Annotated in this window: 18 protein-coding genes; 14 read left to right on the forward strand and 4 right to left on the reverse strand. The window is 72.6% G+C overall.

Features of this window, described 5'->3' with window-relative positions; all coding sequences use genetic code 11:
- The first annotated feature begins 224 nt into the window (after positions 1-224).
- From ACZ4Z1_RS26415 to ACZ4Z1_RS26440, 6 genes are all read left to right on the forward strand, one after another.
- Positions 225-1,064: a response regulator transcription factor gene (locus ACZ4Z1_RS26415; protein ID WP_468489101.1), complete on the forward strand. Its 840-nt coding sequence runs from the start codon at positions 225-227 to the stop codon at positions 1,062-1,064.
- Positions 1,065-1,088: 24 nt separating this feature from the next.
- Positions 1,089-2,159, forward strand: a complete 1,071-nt coding sequence (locus ACZ4Z1_RS26420) for a LacI family DNA-binding transcriptional regulator (protein WP_468489102.1) — start codon at positions 1,089-1,091, stop codon at positions 2,157-2,159.
- An 88-nt stretch (positions 2,160-2,247) separates the two neighbouring features.
- The gene (locus ACZ4Z1_RS26425; protein WP_468489103.1) at positions 2,248-3,399 is read left to right on the forward strand and encodes a S1C family serine protease; all 1,152 of its coding nucleotides are present in this window, start codon (positions 2,248-2,250) and stop codon (positions 3,397-3,399) included.
- A gap of 76 nt (positions 3,400-3,475) precedes the next feature.
- Positions 3,476-3,778, forward strand: a complete 303-nt coding sequence (locus tag ACZ4Z1_RS26430) for a hypothetical protein (RefSeq protein ID WP_468489104.1) — start codon at positions 3,476-3,478, stop codon at positions 3,776-3,778.
- Positions 3,779-3,948: 170 nt separating this feature from the next.
- The gene (locus ACZ4Z1_RS26435; RefSeq protein ID WP_468489105.1) at positions 3,949-4,686 is read left to right on the forward strand and encodes a response regulator transcription factor; all 738 of its coding nucleotides are present in this window, start codon (positions 3,949-3,951) and stop codon (positions 4,684-4,686) included.
- Positions 4,683-6,179: a sensor histidine kinase gene (locus tag ACZ4Z1_RS26440; RefSeq protein ID WP_468489106.1), complete on the forward strand. Its 1,497-nt coding sequence runs from the start codon at positions 4,683-4,685 to the stop codon at positions 6,177-6,179. The genes ACZ4Z1_RS26435 and ACZ4Z1_RS26440 overlap by 4 nt, the downstream gene beginning before the upstream one ends.
- Before the next feature lie 33 nt (positions 6,180-6,212).
- Here the strand turns inward: ACZ4Z1_RS26440 and ACZ4Z1_RS26445 are convergent, their stop codons facing one another.
- A complete protein-coding gene (locus tag ACZ4Z1_RS26445) occupies positions 6,213-7,580 on the reverse strand; it encodes an LmeA family phospholipid-binding protein (RefSeq protein WP_468489107.1) in 1,368 nt (455 codons plus the stop codon).
- Between the two features lie 352 nt (positions 7,581-7,932).
- Between ACZ4Z1_RS26445 and ACZ4Z1_RS26450 the strand changes: the two genes are divergently transcribed.
- The gene (locus tag ACZ4Z1_RS26450) at positions 7,933-8,787 is read left to right on the forward strand and encodes an SDR family oxidoreductase (RefSeq protein WP_468489108.1); all 855 of its coding nucleotides are present in this window, start codon (positions 7,933-7,935) and stop codon (positions 8,785-8,787) included.
- 50 nt (positions 8,788-8,837) lie between these two features.
- On the opposite strand, the gene ACZ4Z1_RS26455 is transcribed toward ACZ4Z1_RS26450, so the two are convergent.
- The 3 genes from ACZ4Z1_RS26455 to ACZ4Z1_RS26465 all read right to left on the reverse strand — a co-directional run bounded on the left by ACZ4Z1_RS26455 (position 8,838) and on the right by ACZ4Z1_RS26465 (position 12,244).
- Complete coding sequence (locus ACZ4Z1_RS26455) at positions 8,838-9,575, reverse strand: NADPH-dependent F420 reductase (protein WP_468489109.1); 738 nt, start codon at positions 9,573-9,575, stop codon at positions 8,838-8,840.
- 145 nt (positions 9,576-9,720) lie between these two features.
- Positions 9,721-10,230 carry a DUF3574 domain-containing protein gene (locus tag ACZ4Z1_RS26460; protein ID WP_468489110.1) on the reverse strand — a complete coding sequence of 170 codons (510 nt, stop codon included), beginning with the start codon at positions 10,228-10,230 and terminating at the stop codon, positions 9,721-9,723.
- 166 nt (positions 10,231-10,396) lie between these two features.
- Positions 10,397-12,244: a bifunctional metallophosphatase/5'-nucleotidase gene (locus tag ACZ4Z1_RS26465; protein WP_468489111.1), complete on the reverse strand. Its 1,848-nt coding sequence runs from the start codon at positions 12,242-12,244 to the stop codon at positions 10,397-10,399.
- 134 nt (positions 12,245-12,378) lie between these two features.
- Here ACZ4Z1_RS26465 and mshD point away from each other — a divergent pair, with 134 nt between their 5' ends.
- The 7 genes from mshD (at position 12,379) to ACZ4Z1_RS26500 (ending at position 20,946) form a co-directional block, all read left to right on the forward strand.
- Positions 12,379-13,326 carry a mycothiol synthase gene (mshD, locus tag ACZ4Z1_RS26470; protein ID WP_468489112.1) on the forward strand — a complete coding sequence of 316 codons (948 nt, stop codon included), beginning with the start codon at positions 12,379-12,381 and terminating at the stop codon, positions 13,324-13,326.
- Positions 13,327-13,911: 585 nt separating this feature from the next.
- A complete protein-coding gene (locus tag ACZ4Z1_RS26475; RefSeq protein ID WP_468489257.1) occupies positions 13,912-14,751 on the forward strand; it encodes a helix-turn-helix domain-containing protein in 840 nt (279 codons plus the stop codon).
- Positions 14,748-14,948: a DUF397 domain-containing protein gene (locus ACZ4Z1_RS26480; protein WP_468489113.1), complete on the forward strand. Its 201-nt coding sequence runs from the start codon at positions 14,748-14,750 to the stop codon at positions 14,946-14,948. The genes ACZ4Z1_RS26475 and ACZ4Z1_RS26480 overlap by 4 nt, the downstream gene beginning before the upstream one ends.
- Before the next feature lie 256 nt (positions 14,949-15,204).
- Positions 15,205-16,212 carry an ABC transporter ATP-binding protein gene (locus ACZ4Z1_RS26485; protein ID WP_468489114.1) on the forward strand — a complete coding sequence of 336 codons (1,008 nt, stop codon included), beginning with the start codon at positions 15,205-15,207 and terminating at the stop codon, positions 16,210-16,212.
- The gene (locus ACZ4Z1_RS26490; protein ID WP_468489115.1) at positions 16,209-17,237 is read left to right on the forward strand and encodes an ABC transporter permease; all 1,029 of its coding nucleotides are present in this window, start codon (positions 16,209-16,211) and stop codon (positions 17,235-17,237) included. The genes ACZ4Z1_RS26485 and ACZ4Z1_RS26490 overlap by 4 nt, the downstream gene beginning before the upstream one ends.
- Positions 17,238-17,525: 288 nt before the next feature.
- Positions 17,526-19,808 carry an RNA degradosome polyphosphate kinase gene (locus ACZ4Z1_RS26495; RefSeq protein WP_468489116.1) on the forward strand — a complete coding sequence of 761 codons (2,283 nt, stop codon included), beginning with the start codon at positions 17,526-17,528 and terminating at the stop codon, positions 19,806-19,808.
- On the forward strand, positions 19,792-20,946 hold the full coding sequence (locus ACZ4Z1_RS26500) for a CHAD domain-containing protein (protein ID WP_468489117.1): 1,155 nt from the start codon (positions 19,792-19,794) through the stop codon (positions 20,944-20,946). The genes ACZ4Z1_RS26495 and ACZ4Z1_RS26500 overlap by 17 nt, the downstream gene beginning before the upstream one ends.
- Positions 20,947-20,953: the final 7 nt, after the last annotated feature.

Raw genomic sequence — 20,953 nt, forward strand, 5'->3', positions numbered from 1 at the left:
CCGTGTTCACGCGCGGATGAGCGCACCGGCGCTCCACAGGGCCCTCAGGGGGCTCGGGAGCCACCCGTACGAAGCAGTGCCGCATACGCCCCCATGGCCAGGACGGGCATGGGAGGGGCCCCGTTCGCAGGGACCGAGGAGGAACCAGACGTAATGGGCGAGCGAAGCGTGCAGGACACACAGGGCAGTAAACGGCCGGCCGGGCTCCGGGCGGGTGATCGGCGATGAGCTCGCTGCTGCTCCTGACCAACGCCCTCCAGCCCTCGACGGAGGTGCTGCCCGCGCTCGGCCTGCTGCTGCACAGCGTCCGGGTCGCCCCTGCCGAGGGACCGGCACTGGTGGACACCCCCGGGGCCGACGTCATACTGATCGACGGGCGGCGCGACCTGCCGCACGTCCGGTCGCTGTGCCAGCTGCTGCGGTCCACCGGACCCGGCTGTCCCCTGGTGCTGGTGGTGACCGAGGGCGGCCTGGCCGCCGTCACCGCGGACTGGGGCATCGACGACGTGCTGCTCGACACCGCGGGTCCCGCCGAGGTCGAGGCCCGGCTGCGGCTGGCCATGGGCCGCCAGCAGATCGGTGTGGACGACAGCCCGATGGAGATCCGCAACGGTGACCTGTCGGTGGACGAGGCGACGTACAGCGCCAAGCTCAAGGGCCGGGTCCTGGACCTGACCTTCAAGGAGTTCGAGCTGCTGAAGTACCTGGCGCAGCACCCGGGCCGCGTCTTCACCCGCGCCCAGTTGCTCCAAGAGGTCTGGGGCTACGACTACTTCGGCGGCACCCGAACCGTCGACGTGCACGTACGGCGGCTGCGAGCCAAGCTCGGCCCCGAGCACGAGGCGCTGATCGGCACCGTACGCAACGTCGGGTACCGCTTCGTGACGCCGGAGAAGCCCGAGCGCGCGGCGGAGGACAAGGACCCGCAGGGCAAGCGCGGCGGTCGGGCCGCGGCGAACGGCGACGGGCCGGAGGGCGGCGCGGGCGCGGGCGCGCGCCGGTCCGAGCCCTCGCGCGCCGTTGCCGGGGTGGAAGCCGCCGCCGCTCGGCCTGCCAAGAGCTGAGACCACCCGCGTAGACTGCCGCGCGTGGCCAAGGTGACGCGGGATGATGTGGCAAAACTGGCGGGTACCTCGACCGCCGTGGTGAGTTACGTCATCAACAACGGACCGAGGCCGGTCGCCCCGGCCACGCGCGAGCGGGTGCTCGCCGCGATCAAGGAGCTGGGGTACCGCCCGGACCGGGTCGCCCAGGCGATGGCGTCCCGGCGCACGGACCTCATAGGACTGATCGTGCCGGACACCCGGCAGCCGTTCTTCGCGGAGATGGCGCACGCCGTCGAGCAGGCTGCCGCCGAGCGCGGAAAGATGGTCCTGGTCGGCAACGCCGACTATCTGGACGAGCGCGAAGTGCACTATTTGCGCGCTTTCTTGGGGATGCGGGTGGCCGGGCTGATCCTGATCAGCCAGGGGCCCAGCGAGCACGCGGCGGCCGAGATCGACGCCTGGGACGCCCGGGTGGTGCTGCTGCACCGCCGTCCCGACGCCATCGACGACGTGGCCGTGATGACGGACGACGTCGGCGGCGCGCAGCTGGCGACCCGGCACCTGCTGGAGCACGGCCACCCGTACGTCGCCTTCCTCGGCGGTACGGAGGAGACCCCGAAGTCGGGTGACCCGGTGACCGATCACCTGGAGGGGTGGCGCCGGGCGATGGAGGAGTCCGGAAAGTCGCTCGAAGGGCGTTATTTCCAGGCGCCGTACAACCGCTACGACGCCTACCGGGTCGCCCTCGGACTGCTCGCGGGCCCGGACCGGCCGCCGGCCATCATGTGCGCCACCGACGACCAGGCGATCGGCGTCCTGCGGGCCGCCCGCGAGCTGCGCATCGACGTACCGGGCGAACTGGCGGTGGCCGGATTCGACGACGTCAAGGAAGCGGCGCTGACCGACCCGCCGCTGACCACGGTCGCCTCCGACCGGGAGGCAATGGCGCGGGCGGCGGTCGACCTGGTGCTGGACGACGGCCTGCGGGTGGTCGGCTCGCGGCGCGAGCGGCTGCGGCTGTTCCCGGCGCGGCTGGTGGTCCGGGGGTCGTGCGGCTGTGGCCCGGCCGCCGCCGGCGCGGTGCCGAGCGTCGAGCACGCGCCGCGTAGCTGATCTTCCTTACACCGGGCATACCGACTTCTGTCGGGCCTCTCAGGGCGTTCTCAGACGGTTCTCATGGTCAGCTCGCAGAGTCGGGTACATGACCGAAACCTACCGCCGGAGCGGTGACGAGACACCTCAGTACCAGGGTTACGCCCACGAGCCGCAGCCGCAGGCGCAGAGCGGGACGGCCGGGACGGGCGTGGCGGGCTACCCGGCACCGCCGCCCCACCCGCCGTACGCCGCGCCGCAGCCGCCGGCCGGCACCCCCGCGGGCCCCGGAACCCCCGGCGGTACGGCCGGTTTCGGCGGACCGGGCGGTCCCGGTGGCCCGGAAGACCCCGAGGGCACCGGCACCGGCGCACCCGCCCCGCGCCGCCGGGCCCGCCGTCCCGTCGCGCTGATCGCGGCCGTGGCGCTCGCCTCCGGTCTGATCGGCGGCGGCAGCGCCGCCCTCATCGGCAGCGCCACCGACCAGCCGCAGGCCAGCACCACCACCCCGGCCGTCAACACGGGCAGCGCGAAGAGCGGCGGCGGCGTCTCCGCGGTGGCCAAGGCCGTCACCCCCGCCATAGTCGAGATCAAGGCGCGGACGTCGAGCGGCGAGTCCACCGGATCGGGCGTGGTCGTCACCGCGGACGGCGAGATCGTCACCAACAACCACGTGGTGGCCGGCGCGGACACGGTCGAGGTCACCTTCAGCGACGGCAGCAAGAAGCAGGCCGACGTGGTGGGCACCGACCCCGACAAGGATCTGGCGCTGATCAAGGTCAAGGGCGCCAAGAACCTCACCACCGCCTCGCTCGGCGACTCCGACAAGCTCGCGGTCGGCGACGAGGTCGTGGCCATCGGCTCCCCCGAAGGGCTCACCGGCTCGGTCACCAGCGGCATCGTCTCCGCCCTCAAGCGCGATGTGACGGTGCCCAAGGACGAGGGCCGGCAGCAGCAGGAACAGGGCGGGCCCGGCTGGCCGTTCGAGTTCGGCGGCAACCAGTACAACGGCGACACCGGCCAGTCGAAGACCACGTACAAGGCCATTCAGACCGACGCGGCGCTCAACCCCGGCAACTCCGGCGGCGCGCTGATCGACATGAAGGGCCGGGTCATCGGCATCAACTCCGCGATGTACTCGCCGAGTTCCGCGCAGGGCAGCAGCTCGGCGGGGAGTGTCGGCCTCGGCTTCGCCATCCCGATCAACACCGTCAAGGCGGACCTCGCCAACCTGCGGGCGGGCGGCAGCAGCCAGAGCTGAGGCGCGGGAACGCCCCCTCCCGGGGAACCCCGGACCCCCCTCGCCCCGAACCTCACGTACGCACGAGGAGGCCACCATGGCCAGCAAGATCACCGTTCCGGTCCACCGCGCCCGCCGTGCCGTCGCGGCCGTCATCGCCTGGAGCGCGGGAGAGGAACGGCGCAGCGCGGGCGTGCTGACCGTCGACCACGGCCCGCACGCCCGTACCGGGCCCGCCGACCTGGACCTGGCCCGCGACCTGGCCGAGGCCGGTGCCCGGGTGGCGGGGGCCCGCTCCGGGCGGCCCACGGAGGTCGCGGCGGCCGCGCGGCCGCGCCCCAAGCGGGGCGCCGCGGCGGGTACGGCCCGCCCGCCCCGGGCCGCCGCCGCCCGGAGGTGACCGGCGCGCCCCCGTACCCCCGCGACGCGCCCCGCGTACCGGGCGCCCTACGGAGCACCGACGAGACCGTGCCGAGCGGCGCGCCCCGGCCGCCGGCGTGCGAGGCTGACATGCTGGACCGCGGAGTCCCCGGTCAGCCGTCCACATCCACACCCGAGGTAGTCACAGCGATGAGTCCCGCCGAGCACGGTGATCAGCCCGCCCGCATCCTGATCGTCGACGACGAGCCGGCCGTCCGGGAGGCGCTGCGGCGCTCCCTCGCCTACGAGGGCTACGGCACCGAGCAGGCCGTCGACGGACTCGACGCGGTCGAGAAGGTCGCCTCCTACGACCCCGAACTGATCGTGCTGGACGTGCTGATGCCCCGGATGGACGGGCTGACGGCCGCCCGGCGGCTGCGGGCGAGCGGCGTGACGGTACCGGTCCTGATGCTGACCGCCCGCGACACGGTCGGCGACCGGGTCACCGGGCTGGACGCGGGCGCCGACGACTACCTGGTCAAACCCTTCGAGCTGGACGAACTGCTGGCCCGCATCCGCGCGCTGCTGCGCCGCAGCTCGTACGCGGCGGCCGCCGGCGCGCAGCCCGCCGAAGGCGAGGCGCTGACCTTCGCCGACCTGCGGATGGACCTGGCGACGCGGGAGGTGACCCGCGGCGGCCGGCAGGTCGAGCTGACCCGTACCGAATTCACGCTGCTGGAGATGTTCCTCGCGCACCCGCGCCAGGTCCTCACCCGTGAGCAGATCCTCAAGGCCGTCTGGGGCTTCGACTTCGAACCGACCTCCAACTCGCTGGACGTGTACGTGATGTACCTGCGCCGCAAGACGGAGGCGGGCGGCGAGCCGCGGCTGGTGCACACCGTGCGCGGCGTCGGGTACGTGCTGCGCGCCGAGGGCGGCGCCGAATGAGCGACGCACCGGCCCAGGGCGGCGCGGCCCCGGGCGGCGGTGCCTGGCGGCGCCTGAAGGCACGCGTCGTGCACCGCTACCGGCAGCTGCCGCTGCGCTCCCGGCTGGCCATGCTCACGGCGGTGGCCGTCGCGGTCGCCGTGGCCGCCTCGGCCGCCGCGTGCTGGGTGGTGACCCGCGACCGGCTCACCGAACAGCTCGACGAGACGCTGGCCAGTCAGACCGTGCCGGCCGAGATCGTGCAGGCGCTGGCCGACAAGTGTGCCAGTCCGCTGCCGGGGGACGCCCGGCTGCTGCTGCCCACCGACTACACGATCCAGCTCGTCACGGCCGACGGCGGCACCTGCACCTCGTGGTCGAAGGAGGGCATCCCCGCACAGGAGTCGGACGTCGCGGTGGCCAGGGGCCAGGCCGACCGGGCCATCCACACCACCCGGGCCAACAACGGCAAGGAGATGCGGGTGCTGACCCGCGCGTACCGGGGCGCGACCGACGCACACGGCAACCAGGTCGGCATCTCCGTCGCGACTCCCATGGACCCGGTCACCGAACCCCTCGGCCAGCTCGCGCTGATCCTGCTGATCGTCACCGGTATCGGCGTCCTGGGCGCCGCCACCGCGGGCCTGTGGGTGGCCAGGGCCGGTCTCAAACCCGTGGACCGGCTCACCGATGCCGTGGAACGTGTCGCCCGTACGGAGGACTTGACGGTCCGCATCCCCGCCGAGGGCGAGGACGAGATCGCCCGTCTCTCGCGCTCCTTCAACTCCATGACCGCAGCGCTGGCCTCCTCCCGCGACCTCCAGCAGCAGCTGATCGCGGACGCCGGGCACGAGCTGCGGACGCCGCTGACCTCGCTGCGTACCAACATCGACCTGCTGGTGCGCAGCGAGCAGTCCGGCCGGCCGCTGCCGGCCGAGGACAAGCAGGCCCTGCTGGCCTCGGTGAAAGCACAGATGGGGGAGCTGGCCGCGCTCATCGGTGACCTCCAGGAACTCTCCCGCACCCCGGAGGCGGGGCCGGGCGGCGCGGCCTGCGTACCGGTCGTCGCGCTGCACGACATCGTGGACTCCGCCCTGCGCCGCGCCCGGCTGCGCGGCCCCTCGCTGGACATCACCGCGGAGCTGGACCCCTGGTACGTACGGGGGGAACCGGCGGCCCTGGAGCGCGCGGTGGTCAACCTGTTGGACAACGCGGTCAAGTTCAGCGCGGAGGACGGCGCCGTCGAGGTCGGCCTGCGCAAGGGCGAGCTGCGGGTACGCGACCACGGCCCCGGCATCCCGGAGGCGGAACTGCCGCACGTCTTCGAACGGTTCTGGCGGTCGCCGTCCGCCCGCAGCCTGCCGGGCAGCGGTCTCGGGCTGTCGATCGTGGCGCGTACGGCCTACCAGGCGGGCGGCACGGTCGTACTGCGGGCGGCGCCGGGCGGCGGCACGGAGGCCGTGCTGAGCCTGCCGGGAGCCGCCACGCCACCGCCGGAGCTGCCGGAGCCGTAGCCGGTGGCCGCGGGGGCGCGCCCCCGCGGCCACCTACTTCTTGTCCTCCGCCGCGCTCCCGACCGGCAGTCCGGAACCGGAGATCCTCACCCGGATCCCGTCCTTCTCCACGGAGATGTCCCGCAGCCGCACGTCACCGGGCGTGTCCGGCAGCCGGAAGGACAGCGACAGCCGGTCGGCCAGCTGCGGCTTGGTCAGCCCGGACAGCGCGCCCAGGATCTTCGGGTCGATACCGACCTTCTGGAGCAGCCACGGGTGGTCGACCACGACGTCGACGAGGTTGACCTTCATCAGCTGCTCGATGAAGCGCGGCGCGCCGGTCAGCTCGTGCAGCTTCTTCTCGTTGCGCAGCGCGTCGTCGATGGCCTGCTGCGGGATGCCGAGGCGCTGCGCGATGGCGGGCACGCCCAGCAGCGACTTCACCTTGGCGGCCTGTCGGCTCACCTCGGCAGCGGCCTTGCGGGTCAGCCGCAGGCCCTCCTCCTTGCCGGTGCCCGGGCGGTAGACGGCCACGTCGGCGATGTCCAGGCGCATCTTGCTGATGTCGGTGGAGATGCCGCGGTCCCCGGCCTGCCGGATGTGCGCCTCGGCCCGTACGCGCAGTTCGTGTCCGGCGATGGGCAGCTGCCCGACGGCCCGTACGGAGTTGGGGCCCAGCTCGCTGAACCGTACCTGGGAGGCGCCCAGTTCCCGGTTCATGTCGTCGAACGACAGCAGCACGGTGCCGCGTATGGTGCCGATCGTCGCGCCGCTGATGGAGGCGGGCAGGTCACCGTCGAGCCGGACGTCGCGCGCGCTCGCCTCGACCTTGGCCAGCGACACCCGGTCGGCCGCCAGGTCGGGCACGGTGACGTCCACCTCGTCGAGCCGCTTGCCGAGCACCTGCGTCAGGAAGGGGAAGCCCTTGATGTCCACTTCCGGGTTGGCGTTCAGGTGCAGTGATTCCTTCAGCTTCTCCTCGGCCTTGTTCTGCGCGTACAGGACGGCGAACCGGTCCGACAGCGCCAGGAACGCCACACACACCAGGACCGCGACCAGCAGTTTCGCTGTCTTCGGCACCGCCGCGAACCGGCTGATCCCGCGCTTGCGGCGGCGGTGGTTCGGCGGCGTCCAGGCGCTCTCCGGGTCGTCCTCCTCGGAGCGCAGCCCCAGGCCCAGCGGGTCGTCGCTGTCGTCGCGCTCGTTGAGGTACGTACGCCGGGACAGCGGCGCGGGGCCGGCCGGGGGGCCGGGCTCCGGCTCGGGGTCGGCGAGTGCGGCCAGGTCCGCGTACGGGTTGATCTTCTCGAACCGGGCGGTGTCGCGGATGTCGCCACCGTGGTCACCTGGACGGTGCGTACCGCTCGTACCGTCCGTACCGCCCGAGTCGCCTATGTCGCCCGTACCGGCCGTACTGCCCATGTCGCCCGTGCTGCCCTGTTCGTCACGCGCGGCTGCGGTCGGGGATCGCCGGTCCGCTGCTGCCGCCTGCGCTGTTGTCCGTGCTTCCGATGCGTCCGGTGTGGGGGGAGGGTTCGAGGAGGGTGAGGGTATGCGTGTGGGGAGGCGCATCAGGACATCCCACCATGCTGACAACCCTCGAACGCAAGTCCTACTGGCGGTAAGTGAGGTATGCGCGGGCTTGTCCCGCCCGCTTGGCCAAAACCTGCCGTACGCGCCCCCGGCGCCGGGAATGCCCGCCGCGCCCAGACGTTGATCACTGGCAGCACGTGGACGCCGACAGTCGTACCACGCCTCCTGAAAGGGCGCAGCGATGATCGTAGTAACCGGGGCCACCGGCAACATCGGCCGCAGTCTGGTCGGGCAGCTGCTCGCGGAGGGCGCCTCCGTACGGGCCCTGACCCGCGATCCCGAGCGAGCCGCGCTGCCGGCTGGGGCCGAGACGGTACGGGCGGACCTCACCGACCCGGCCTCACTCGAACCGGCCCTGAGCGGCGCCGACGCGCTCTTCCTCAACCTGGCGGCGGGCGGCGGCGACGCGGCCGTCGCGGTCGTCGAGGCGGCAGTGCGGGCCGGCGTACGCCGCATCGTCCTCAACTCCTCGATAGCCGTCACCGGCGAGCCGGAGGACGATGAGAACTTCCTCGCCCGTATGCACGGCACCGCAGAGAGCGCGGTCCGCGCCTCCGGCCTGGAATGGACCTTCATCCGCGGCGGCGCCTACGCCGCCAACGCGCTCCAGTGGGCGCAGGAGATCCGGGAGAGCGGCGTGGTCCGCGACCCGCAGCCGGACGCCGTCACCTCGCCCGTGCACGAGGACGACCTCGCCGCCGTCGCCGCGGCGGCCCTCCTGGACCGTACGGGCACCCACGCCGGCCAGGTGTACGTGGTCACCGGTCCGGAGGCCCGCACGAGGGCCGAGCAGGTCGCCGAGATCGGCCGCGTCCTCGGGCGCCCGGCCCGGCTGGAGGTGATCTCCGTGGAACAGGCGGCGGAGGAGCGCGCGACGCCGCACCTGCCCAAGGAGGCGATGCTCGAACTCTTCCGCCTCTTCGGCACCACCATCGGCACCACCCCGCCCATCACCGACACCGTCCGGCAGGTCACCGGCCGCCCGGCCCGCACCTTCGCCCAGTGGGTCCAGGACCACGCGGCGGACTTCCGCTGACCAGGTGTACGGGCCCGCTCCTCGCGGAGCCCGACGGCAAGTAAACCGCCCTACAAGGGAGTTCGGCCCGTTCGGGATGTACGCGCGGCGACGCGTACGCGCCGGGCCCGGGCGAGGGCGGCGCGCAGGCCCTCGGCCGGTACGGGAAGGCCGGGGACGTCGGCCAGGCGCTCACGCGGGGCGTCCGGGTCGGCGGCGTACAGCCGGGTGCAGGCGGTCGATCCCGGCTCGAACCGCCAACTGGCGGCGAGCGGACCGGCGTCCACCGTGTCGAAGCCGAGCCGGTCGATGAGGGCCGCCGCCGCGGCCTTCGCCGCGGGCTCGTCGCCGGCGATCGGCAGCGCGGAGCGGTCCGGTGCGCCGGTGGGGCGGGCGAGCTGGGGCAGGTGGTGCGCCATGACCGTGCTGAACGCCTTGACCAGGTGCGCGCCGGGCAGGTGCCGGCCGACCAGTTCGCCGGTGGTCAGCTCCGCGCGGTCCAGCGGGGTGATCCGGCCGTCCCGGTCCGGGTGGTAGTTGGTGGTGTCCAGCACGGTCCGGCCCCGCAGGGCGGCCGCGGGCAGCACGGGTACGGCCGTCAGCGGTACGGCCGTCACGACCAGGTCCCCGGCCTGTGCGGCCTCCTCGGCGGTGCCCGCGGTGGCCGACGGGCCCAGCTCGCCGACGAGCCGCACGAGGCTGTGCGGGCCGCGGGAGTTGGCCACCACCACCGGGACTCCGGCCGCCACCGCCAGCCGGGCGACCGCCGTGCCGATGTGCCCGCTCCCGATGATTCCCAGAGTCGGCATTGCCCTCAACCTCGCTGCTGTAGTGGCGGATCGTCGGCCCGGTCGGCCACGCCCGCGGCCGTGTCCCCGTATCCCGGCCGGGCTGCCGCCACCCTAGCCCATGTTCACATGTCGGTGAACATGATGGACCGTTCCCGGCCGGGCATCAGTAGTCCACCCGCGCGCGGTCGTCGACGCGGGCCACCGACTCCTGGCCGAAACGCTTCATGTAGGCGGCCCGGATCTGCTCGATCTCGGGGCTGTTGGGACCGGACTCGGAGGTGGGATACAGCAGGGTCAGCTCGTACGAGCGCTCCCGCTCGATCGTGCCGTGCGCGTCGCGGTACTGCCCGTAACCGTCCTGGACGGTGAGACCGTCGGGAAAGCGAGGGGTGACGACCGCGTCGACGAAGGCACGGAACTCCTTGTCGGTGACCGGAGCGCCACCGTCGGGCCGCACGGTGCCGAACAGCAGGCTGGTCTCGACGTAGGGGCGGCCCTCGTCGGCCTTCTGGGCGGCAGGGGCCTGGGACTCGTCGGTGAAAGCAGCGTACGCGGTGGGAGCCCCCGCCCCCACGAGCGCGGCACTCAGCGTGAGCGCGGCCAGACGCAGCCGGGAGCGGCGCAGCAGCCGGGACGGGAGGGGCAGGTCGGAGGGCGTGGTGGTCGGCGTCATGAGGCATGCCTTCCGGGACGAAGCAGCGGGATGCGGACGGGCAGCGAAGGTAGCGAGCCGGGGCGGGCGGCGCGCACGGTGACCGGTCGGATCCGGACAGCCCCGTGGCATGCGTACGGCCCGGCGGGAACCACCCGCCGGGCCGCGGTACTACGCCGTATGCGCGTTACTTCACGACCGTGATCCGGTCCGCCTTCGGCGGCGCGAGGGGCGCGGCGGCCGAGGAGTGCGCCGTCAGGTACGCGGTGAGCGCGTCCAGGTCGGACGGCCCGACGTACTTGTCCGTGCCCTGCTTGAGGGCGGTGAAGCCGTCACCGCCGCCGGCCAGGAACTCGTTCATGGCGACGCGGTAGCTCCTGGCGGGGTCGATCGGTGCGCCGTCCAGCCGCACCGTGTCCTTGACGACGCGGTCGGCGCCGGACTTGGTCAGGTTCAGGGTGTACGTCAGCCCCTCGGACACCTGAAGTATCTTCGGCGATGCCTCGTTCGCGCCGCTGACCTGCTGCTGGAGCGCGGTCAGCAGCTGTGCGCCGGTGAGGGTGACGACGTTGGTCATGTTGGTGAAGGGCTGCACGGTGAAGGCTTCGCCGTACGTGACGACGCCGTCCCCTTCGCTCCCGGAGGCCTTGTACGCCAGGTCGGCGCGCACCCCGCCGGGATTCATCAGGGCGAGCTGCGCGCCGCCCTTGCCGGCGGCCTCGGTGGCCTCCAGCTGCGCGTCGGAGATCAGGTCGCCGAGCGGCGACTCCGGGGTCGCCGCCCCACGGCCCGGGATGTCGGCGGAGATGTAGCCGACGGGCTTGTCGGCGACCGGCGCGGCGAGCTTGTTCCAGCGCTGGATGAGCGCGGTCATGTCCGCGGCCTTGGGCTGGGTGCGGTTGACGACGTGGTTGCGCGCGCTGGGCGACTTCAGCGACGTACGGACGATGTCCTTGGTACGGCGGTCGTAGGTGAGCGTGGTGTCCGTGTACAGCTTGCCGAACGAGGCCGCCGAGGTGACGGTGCGCGGCATGCCGGACGGGTCCGGGACGGTGCACGCGTACGCCTGGTGGGTGTGGCCGGTGACCAGCGCGTCCACCTTCGGCGTGACCTTCTTGGCGATCTCCGCGATCGGCCCGGAGATACCGGAGCCCGGCCCCGGGCTGTCGCAGTCGTGGTTGTACGCGGTCGAGGCGGGCAGGCCGCCCTCGTGGACGAGCGCCACGATCGACTTCACGCCCTGCCGGTCCAGCTCCTTGGCGTACCGGTCGATGGTCTCGGCCTCGTCGTGGAACTTCAGGCCCTTGACGCCGTTGGCGCTGACCACGTCGGGCGTGCCCTCCAGCGTGACACCGATGAAGCCGATCTTCACGCCCTTGTGCTTCCAGACGGTGTACGGCTTGAGGACCGGGCGGCCGGTCTTCTCGTCGGTGACGTTCGCGGCCAGATACGGGAAGTCGGCGCCCTTGAAGCGCTTGCCCTTCTCGTAGCAGCCTTCGGTGGGGTGGCAGCCGCCCTTCTGGAGGCGGGTCAGCTCGGCGCGGCCCTCGTCGAACTCGTGGTTGCCGACAGAGGTGACGTCCAGGCCGAGTCTGTTCATGGCCTCGATGGTCGGCTCGTCGTGGAAGAGCCCGGACAGCAGCGGGCTGGCGCCCACCATGTCGCCGGCCGCCGCGGTGACCGAGTACGGGTGGCCCTTGCGGGCCGTACGCAGCGCGTTGGCCAGGTACTCGACGCCACCCGCCTCGATCTTCTTCCTGCTGCCGTCGGACTGCTGCTCCTCGACGGTCCCGGCGGAGCCCTGCGGGGGCTCCAGGTTGCCGTGGAAGTCGTTGAAGGAGAGCAGCTGCACGTCGACGGTGCGCGGGGCGTGGCCGCCGCCGTGCCCGTGGCGGGCGTGGGCGGCGGTGCCGGCGGGCGCGGCGGTCTCGGCGCCGGCCGGTGCCGCGGCCGTGATGCCGACGGCGGCGGCGAGCACCGCCGCTCCGGCCGTCAGTCTGCGCGTCGCGCGCCGCCGCTGCGGTCTCGGTGACATGAGGAGGGTCTCCCTTGTGGGCTGGTGTCCGAGCGGACGCAGCCTACGGTCAACGCGCGTAGCGGACCAGGGGTGACAGGTGACGGTCCGGTGTGCATCGGGTGTACCGGCGCCCGGGCCGTACGCTTCGGAGCATGACTGACGCAGCACAGGACAAGGGCCGGACGGGCCGGCGGATCGAGGTCGCGGACGAGCTGACGCCGGACGCGGCCGCCGCCGTCCTCGCACTGATCGAGCAGGCCGCGGCGACGGACGGGCAGCCCGCCGTGTCCGAGCAGGGGCGGCTCCAGCTGCGCGGCGGGCGGCGCGCGGGCGTACGGCACCTGCTGCTGTACGTACCGGGCGGACCGGACGACGAGGCCGGGGTGCTCGCCGGGTACGCGCAGCTGGAGGACACCGACCCCGTGGAGGCGCCCGCCGTCGAACTGGTGGTGCACCCGTCGCACCGGGGCCACGGCCACGGCCGCGCGCTGGGCACCGGGCTGCTGGAGCAGTCCGGCCGCCGCCTGCGGGTGTGGGCGCACGGCGGCCACTCCGCGGCCCGCCACCTCGCCCAGACCCTCGGCATGACGCTCTTCCGCGAACTGCGGCAGATGCGCCGCCCGCTGACCGGCCTGGAGCTGACGGAACCGATTCTTCCGGAAGGGGTGTCCGTACGGACCTTCCAGCCGGGCACCGACGACGCGGCCTGGCTGGAGGCGAACGCGGCGGCCTTCGCCCACCACCCCGAACAGGGCTCGCTGACCCAGCGCGACCTGGACGACCGCAAGGCCGAGCCATGGTTCGACCCCAAGGGCTTCTTCCTCGCCGAGAAGGACGGCCGGCTCGCCGGTTTCCACTGGACCAAGATCCACGCAGCGGAGGGCCTGGGCGAGGTGTACGTGGTCGGCGTACGGCCGGACGCACAAGGCGGCGGCCTCGGCAAGGCGCTCACCGCGATCGGACTGCGGCACCTGGCGGCGCAGGGCATCCCGACGGCGATGCTCTACGTCGACGCGGACAACGTGCCCGCCGTGACCGTCTACGAACGGCTCGGCTTCACCACGCACGAGACGGACCTGATGTACCGCACGGAGACGTGAGGGGCACCGGCACAAGGCCCTCTGGCCTGGCACTGCCAGGCCAGAGGGCCTTTTCGCTGCACCCGGACGGGAAGAACGTCCCACAGGCGTCGGGGACCGCTCCGATGGACAGCGGGGGCGCATTCCCACGGGACCGGCGGCCCCGTCATCACCAGGCGTGCTGCCCCCCGGTGGGCTCGGTGTAGACGTTGACCGCATCTTCCATGTGCTTCACGAACTTCCTGTGCTCGTACTCGTCCGCGTGAGCGAGAATCCACACATTCAGATGCGTAGCGGTGTCCCAGCCATGGGAACGGGCCCCGCACCGCGTGCCGTTGATCTCGGTGACGCATTCATGCCGTCGTGCCCGCATGAGCGCATGAGCCGGGTGAGGATCTCCCGGCCGGGGCTGGGGTTGAAGTTGGCGTCGAAGTGGGCGTTGAAATCGGTCACTTGTGGTCACCGTTCGTCGGGGAACGTCAGAGCGCGATCACAACGTGGAGTCCGTCGGCCAGTTCACTCCCCTCCGTAGTCAAGTCACTACCGGATGGGAGCAGGGTGGCCTACAGTCACCTTGTCTTCAACGTTCTGGAAACGGGGAGCACGTTGGTAAATCTCAAGCAGTTGAACCCGGATGCGTCTCCCCAAGCGGCCTACGGTGCGCGTCTGCGCAACGCGCGGGAGATTCGCGGCTGGAAGCAGGACGAGTTGGCGGAGCGGGTGGGCTACTCGGGAAGGCACATTTCGGCGATCGAAACCGGCCGCAAACCGCCGACTCTACGCTTTTCGCGGGTCGTGGACGCCGCCCTCGGACTTGCCGGGACCGCAGAGTCGTTCGAGCGCACATGGTCGGAGATCCGGCACGGCAGTTTGCTGGAAGGGTTTCCGGAGTACGTCGGGTACGAGGGCCGGGCGGTGGAGATCCGGCTGTACAACGTCGGAATCATCCCCGGTTTGTTGCAGACGCCGGAGTATGCGCGCGTGCTGGCGGACAGTGCCGTGCGACGGGGTGCCATCACGCCCGAACAGGCGGATGAGAGAGTCACGTTTCTGGCCGAGCGCCAGGCTGTGTTGCAGCGGCCTCGACCGCCCATGGTGTTCGTCACCATGGACGAAAGCTGTATTCGTTGGCAGGTCGGCGGCTCGGCTGTCATGGACGCGCAGTTGGCTCGGCTGGTCGAGATTGCCGATCTGCCACACACGCTGTTGCAGGTGGCCCCGCACGCGATAGGGGAGCGCTGCACGTTTGACCTGCCCGTCAACCTCTTGACGCTGCCGGACCGATCCTTGATCTGCTACGCCGAATCCCAGGCTCAAGGAAACCTGGACCGGGAAAGCGCCACCGTGGGGCCCGTGCTGACGGCCTACCATCAATTGCAGGCCGAAGCGCTGTCGCAGGCGGCATCTGTGGCCATGATCAAGCAGCTACGAAAGGGCGCCCCGTGACCACTGAATCCCCCCGCTGGGTCAAGTCTTCGTACAGCAACAACGGCGGCGACTGCATAGAGGTCGCCATGAACCTCCTCGCCTCACGCGGCGTGGTCCCCGTTCGTGACAGCAAGGACCCGGGCGGCTCGGTCCTGACGCTGCATCCCGCCACCTTCTCCGGGCTGGTCGAGTTCGCCCGGCAAGCCGCCGTCTGATCTGCGCGGCCGGGCCGCTCACAACCGGTCGGCGTCCGTCGCGCAGTGATCCATGAGCGCCGCCGTCCCGTACTTCGGGCCGGTGGCGCCGTGCGGACCGCGGTGCCCGCCGATCCGGTGCCCAGGAACGGCCGCCGAGGGCCTGCCCCGAAGGGCGGTCGCGGTACGGGGTTGACAGGCGCGACACACGTGGCCGACCCTTCCACTACTTCATTAGTGGAACTGACGTGGCCGGAGACGGTGGAGGGGCGGAAGCGTGCTGCGCCGCAGGAGCGACCCCGCCGGCCGGATCGCGGGGCACACCGCCGTCGAAGCGGTCGGTCTCGGCCTGCGGATCCGCCGTGGCTGGGCTCTGCGCGACTGCACCTTCCGCCTGCCTGCCGGCCGCCTGTGCGCCCTCGTCGGGCCCAACGGCGCGGGCAAGAGCACCCTGTTCTCGCTGGCCTCGGGGCTGCGGCGGCCGACCGAGGGCAGCGTCACGGTCTTCGGCGTCGACCCCACCACCCCGCAGGGCCGCGCCCATGTCGCCTTCCTCACCCAGGACAAGCCGCTGTACCCGCGGCTGACCGTCGCTGAGACCCTGCGCATGGGCTACGAGCTCAACCGGGCCCGGTGGAGCCGCGAGACGGCGGAGCGGATCGTACGGGAGGGCGACGTTCCCCTCGACGCCCGCGTCGGCGCGCTGTCGTCCGGGCAGCGCACCCGTGTCGCGCTGGCCCTGGTGTTCGCCAAGCGGCCCGAACTGATGCTGCTCGACGAGCCGCTGGCCGACCTCGACCCCCTCGTACGCCACCAGATCACCGGCCTGCTGATGACCCAGGCCGCCGAGCACGGCACCACCGTCGTACTGTCCTCGCACGTCCTCGCCGAACTCGACGGCGTCTGCGACTACCTGCTGGTCCTCGCGGACGGCCGGGTGCGGGTGGCCGGGGAGGCCGACGACGTGATCGGCGCCCACACGCTGCTGACCGGCCCGTACCCGGGTGGCGCCGGGGGCGCGGACGGACTGCCGCCGGAGATCGCCGCGCACACGGTGATCGAATCGCGCGTCACCGGGCGGCAGCTCACCGCCCTCGTACGGCGCCAGGGGCCGGTCACCGGCCCCTGGCAGGCCGGCGATCCGACCTTGGAAGAGCTGCTGCTCTCCTACCTGCGGAGGCCCGAGGCACCCGAGCTGATCGCCCCGAGCGCCGAGCCCCGCGCGGCGGGCCCGCGCCGCGGCGCCACCCGGTCCCGTACCGCCGAAGGGATCCGCGGCAGGTGAGCGCCGGTACCACGAAAGACGGCACCCGGCACTCCGTACGGGTCTGGCGCAGCCCGCTGCGCGGCACGGCCTGGCTGGTCTGGCGCCAGCACCGGTGGGCGGTCCGGCTGCTCGCGGCGCTCGTGGCGGTCTGCGCGGCCGGTGCCGTGGTGCTGCGCCTGCGGATGGCCGGATACATCGACAGTCATCACATCGCGGGCTGCTCGGAGATCTCCCGGCTGCCGGCCTGTGCGGGCACCCAGGAGGCGGTGGCCGCCTTCCGTGCCAGGTTCAGCGGGCTGGTCAACCTGATCACCATGGCCATGGCGCTGCTGCCCGCCGCGTCCGGCATGTTCCTGGGGGCCCCGCTGATCGCACGCGAGCTGGAGCACGGCACGGTCGCGCTGGCCTGGACGCAGTCGGTGAGCCGGGTGCGCTGGCTGGCGGCGAAGTGCGCGGTGCCCGCCGGGATCGTGCTGGTGGCGTCGTCGGCCTTGGCCGTGCTGGTCACCTGGTGCCTGCGGCCCGCTCTCGACGAGGTCTCCGGCGTCTACTGGTACACCGGGCGCGCCTTCGTCGCGCTCGGGCCGGTCCCGGTCGCGTACTGCCTGCTGGCGTTCGTGACGGGCGTACTGGCCGGGCTGGTGGTGCGGCGCACGCTGCCCGCGGTGGCCCTGACCGCCGTGCTCGTGGGTTTCCTGTCGTACGGGTTCGCCGTCGTACGCCCGCACCTGGCGGAGACCGTGACCACGTGGTCCGCCTCGGGCGCCACCGATGCCTCCGAGTTGCCGGACGCCTCCTGGTACCAGGGCGGCGGCCTGCTGACCGCGTCCGGCGAGCGGCTGCCGGACGCCGGCTGCGCCGCCGAGGAGGGGTACGCGTCCTGCCGCGCCGGGCACGAGGTGACGGCCGCGTACATCGACAGCCACCCGGCCGCCCACCACCGGCAGCTCGCGTGGACGGAGTCGGCCCTGGTGGCGGGCGCGGCCGTGCTGCTGGCGCCGGCGCTGTTCCCGGTCGCTTCGCGGGTGCTGCGGAACCGGTGAGGGCGGGCGGCGGCCGGGGAGGAAGGGGGGCGTACGCCGGAGTACTCACGCGCCCCCTTGTGCGCCCCGTGGGGCGCGCTCCCGGAAACGCAAGGCACGGGAATGTAAACACCGGGGAGTAGCGGCCCGCTTGCCTGTCCGCCACGTCCCCGTTACCGGCGATTCAACGTCGCTTGCGAGCATCACTGGATGCAGCCCGCTGTCCCGAATGCCGCCGGTCGCCGCCTGCGCCCCGTACCGACTCCGTCCGACGGGCTGACAAAGCCCCCGGCGCGGAAGAATAAGGTCATGAACCAGCAGCCCAGCGCCCAGGCCACGGACCGGACCGAGCCGACGACGCCCCGGACGGCGGCCCACCTGCCACCGTCCGCGCAGCCGTCGGTGGGCTCCATAGCGGCGCACCGCCCGCACGCGGTCGCCGTACCGGTGCCCGAGCTGGAACCCGACCTCGACGCGGACCTGGACGACTACGAGGAGACCGGCGCGGCGGGCGCCGACGGCGCGGAACTGCCCGGCGGGCGCTTCCTGGACCGCGAACGCAGCTGGCTGGCGTTCAACGAGCGGGTGCTGGAACTGGCCGAGGACCCGGCCACCCCGCTCCTGGAGCGCGCCAACTTCCTCGCGATCTTCGCGAGCAACCTCGACGAGTTCTTCATGGTGCGCGTCGCGGGCCTGAAACGGCGCATCGCGACCGGCGTCGCCACCCGCTCCGCCTCCGGCCTCCAGCCCCGCGAGGTGCTGGACCTCATCTGGACCCGCTCGCGCGAGCTGATGGCCCGGCACGCCGCCTGCTACCAGCAGGACGTCGCCCCCGAACTCGCCGACCAGGGCATCCACCTGATCCGCTGGCCCGAGCTGGCCGAGAAGGAACAGGCCCGCCTGTTCACCCTGTTCCGCCAGCAGATCTTCCCGGTCCTCACCCCGCTCGCCGTCGACCCGGCCCACCCGTTCCCGTACATCTCCGGCCTCTCCCTCAACCTGGCCGTCGTCGTACGCAACCCGGTCAGCGGCCACGACCACTTCGCACGGGTCAAGGTGCCGCCGCTGCTCTCCCGCTTCCTGGAGGCCGCGCCGCAGCGGTACGTGCCCATCGAGGACGTGATCGCCGCCCACCTGGAGGAACTGTTCCCGGGGATGGAGGTGCGGGCGCACCACATGTTCCGGGTCACCCGCAACGAGGACCTGGAGGTCGAGGAGGACGACGCGGAGAACCTCCTCCAGGCACTGGAGAAGGAACTGATGCGCCGCCGCTTCGGGCCGCCGGTCCGCCTGGAGGTCGAGGAGTCCATCGACCCGGCCGTCCTGGACCTGCTCGTCCAGGAGCTGAAGGTCTCCGACTCCGAGGTCTACCCGCTGCCCGGCCCGCTGGACCTGACCGGCCTCTTCGGCATCGGCGCCCTGGACCGCCCGGAGCTGAAGTACCCCAAGTTCGTCGCCGGCACCCACCGCGACCTCGCCGAGGTCGAATCGGCGTCCGCGCCCGACATCTTCGCCGCGCTGCGCGCCCGCGACGTCCTGCTCCACCACCCGTACGACTCCTTCTCCACCTCCGTGCAGGCGTTCCTGGAGCAGGCCGCCGCCGACCCCGACGTCCTCGCCATCAAGCAGACGCTGTACCGCACTTCGGGCGACTCGCCGATCGTCGACGCCCTGATAGACGCGGCGGAGTCCGGCAAGCAGGTGCTCGTCCTCGTCGAGATCAAAGCGCGCTTCGACGAACAGGCCAACATCAAGTGGGCACGCAAACTGGAGGAGTCGGGCTGCCACGTCGTGTACGGGCTGGTCGGCCTCAAGACGCACTGCAAACTGTCGCTCGTCGTCCGCCAGGAAGGCGAGATGCTGCGCCGCTACTCCCACGTGGGGACGGGCAACTACCACCCCAAGACGGCCCGGCTGTACGAGGACCTGGGGCTGCTGACCGCCGACCCGCAGGTCGGCGCGGACCTCTCCGACCTCTTCAACCGGCTCAGCGGCTACTCCCGCCGGGAGACCTACCGGCGCCTGCTGGTCGCCCCCAAGTCCCTGCGGGACGGCCTGGTGCAGCGCGTCCACAAGGAGATCGCGCACCACCGCGCCGGTCGGCCCGCCTACGTCCGCATCAAGGTCAACTCGATGGTCGACGAGGCCGTCATCGACGCGCTGTACCGCGCGTCCCAGGCCGGTGTACCGGTCGATGTGTGGGTACGCGGCATCTGTGCCCTGCGGCCCGGCGTCGAAGGGCTCAGCGAGCACATCAGGGTACGCAGCGTGCTCGGCCGCTTCCTCGAACACTCCCGGGTGTTCGCCTTCGGCAACGGCGGCGAACCCGAGGTCTGGCTCGGCAGCGCCGACATGATGCACCGCAACCTGGACCGGCGGATCGAGGCGCTGGTACGGGTCACCGACCCGGCCCACCGCGCCTCGCTCAGCCGGCTCCTGGAGACCGGTACGTCGGACGCCACCTCGTCCTGGCACCTCGGCCCGGACGGCAACTGGACCCGGCACGCGGTCGACGCGGACGGCGCGCCGCTGCGCAACGTACAGGAAATGCTCATAGACGCCCGGAGGCGCAGGCGTGGCCCAGCGACATGACTTCCCCCCGCTCCGCTACGAGCCGGCCGGGCCCGGCGGCGCGCCTGCCGCGCTGGCCGACGCACCGCCCCGGCCCGGAGCACCGGCACGCCCCGGCAGCCGGCCGCGCCCGTACGGAACCGACGGCTCCGCGCTGACCGGACGCACCGCAGGCGACGTCCTCGCCGCATACCTGCACCACCAGGCGACGGACTTCCTGCGCAGCCTGCGCACCCACGGCGACAGCGGCCCGGACGCGGACAGCGCCCGCGAGGCCGCCCGCCAACTGCGCTCCTCCGCCCGGCGGATCGGCGGCGCACTGCACACCTTCCGACCGCTGACGGACGAGAAGTGGGCCGACCACCTGCGCGGCGAACTGGCGTGGCTGTCCGGCACACTGGCCCGCGAGCACGCCGGAACCGCCCGGCTGGACCGGCTGCTGGGAGCCCTCCAGCGCCTCACCGCCCAGACCGGCCCCGGCGCCTCGTCCGCCCCCTCCGCCCGGGACACACCGGACCCCGACGCGGCCGAAGCCCTCCTCTCCGCCGGAGCCGCGCGCGCCGGCGCCCTGCTGGAACGGCAGATCACCCTCGCCCGCACCCGCGCCCACTCCGCCGCCCTCCAGGCGCTCGGCTCCTCCCGCTTCCACGCCGTCGCCGACGCCGTGGCCGTACTCGCCTCGGAAGCGCCGCTCGCCGCCACCGCCGGCCGGCCCGCGGCGGACACGCTGCTCCCACTGGCCGAACAGGCCCATCGGCGCCTCGCGGAAGCCGTCGCGGCCCTGCCGCTGGCCCGCGCCGGCCAGGCGTACAACGGCGAAGCCCTGACCGCCGACTCGCGCCAGGACGGGCCCTGGCACCAGGTACGGCTGCTCGCCCGCCTCAGCCGGTACGCCCAGGAGGTGACCGACCCGGACGACACCGACCCGCGCCTCGCGGAAGCCGGCCGGGCACTGGAACGCCACCGGGACGCCGCCGAAGCCGCCGCCGCTGCCGCCGCGGCGGCCCGCACCCCGCGCATCGCCCCCGCCACCGCGTACGCACTCGGCGTCCTCCACGCCGACCAGCGCCAGGAAGCCGAAGCGGCCCGCTACGTGTTCGGCCGGGTGTGGCTCTCCGCCCCGGTGCCCGAGCCGGGGCCCGCGGTACGGAAGGGGTGACGCAGGG

It is taken from the genome of Streptomyces sp. NPDC030165 (assembly GCF_055573595.1).

Coding starts and splice junctions, on each gene's coding strand:
- ACZ4Z1_RS26415 (WP_468489101.1), top strand. CDS start 225: ATGAGCTCGCTGCTGCTCCTGACCAACGCCCTCCAGCCCTCGACGGAG.
- ACZ4Z1_RS26425 (WP_468489103.1), top strand. CDS start 2,248: ATGACCGAAACCTACCGCCGGAGCGGTGACGAGACACCTCAGTACCAG.
- ACZ4Z1_RS26430 (WP_468489104.1), top strand. CDS start 3,476: ATGGCCAGCAAGATCACCGTTCCGGTCCACCGCGCCCGCCGTGCCGTC.
- ACZ4Z1_RS26435 (WP_468489105.1), top strand. CDS start 3,949: ATGAGTCCCGCCGAGCACGGTGATCAGCCCGCCCGCATCCTGATCGTC.
- ACZ4Z1_RS26440 (WP_468489106.1), top strand. CDS start 4,683: ATGAGCGACGCACCGGCCCAGGGCGGCGCGGCCCCGGGCGGCGGTGCC.
- ACZ4Z1_RS26445 (WP_468489107.1), bottom strand. CDS start 7,580: ATGGGCAGTACGGCCGGTACGGGCGACATAGGCGACTCGGGCGGTACG.
- ACZ4Z1_RS26450 (WP_468489108.1), top strand. CDS start 7,933: ATGATCGTAGTAACCGGGGCCACCGGCAACATCGGCCGCAGTCTGGTC.
- ACZ4Z1_RS26455 (WP_468489109.1), bottom strand. CDS start 9,575: ATGCCGACTCTGGGAATCATCGGGAGCGGGCACATCGGCACGGCGGTC.
- ACZ4Z1_RS26460 (WP_468489110.1), bottom strand. CDS start 10,230: ATGACGCCGACCACCACGCCCTCCGACCTGCCCCTCCCGTCCCGGCTG.
- ACZ4Z1_RS26465 (WP_468489111.1), bottom strand. CDS start 12,244: ATGTCACCGAGACCGCAGCGGCGGCGCGCGACGCGCAGACTGACGGCC.
- mshD (WP_468489112.1), top strand. CDS start 12,379: ATGACTGACGCAGCACAGGACAAGGGCCGGACGGGCCGGCGGATCGAG.
- ACZ4Z1_RS26495 (WP_468489116.1), top strand. CDS start 17,526: ATGAACCAGCAGCCCAGCGCCCAGGCCACGGACCGGACCGAGCCGACG.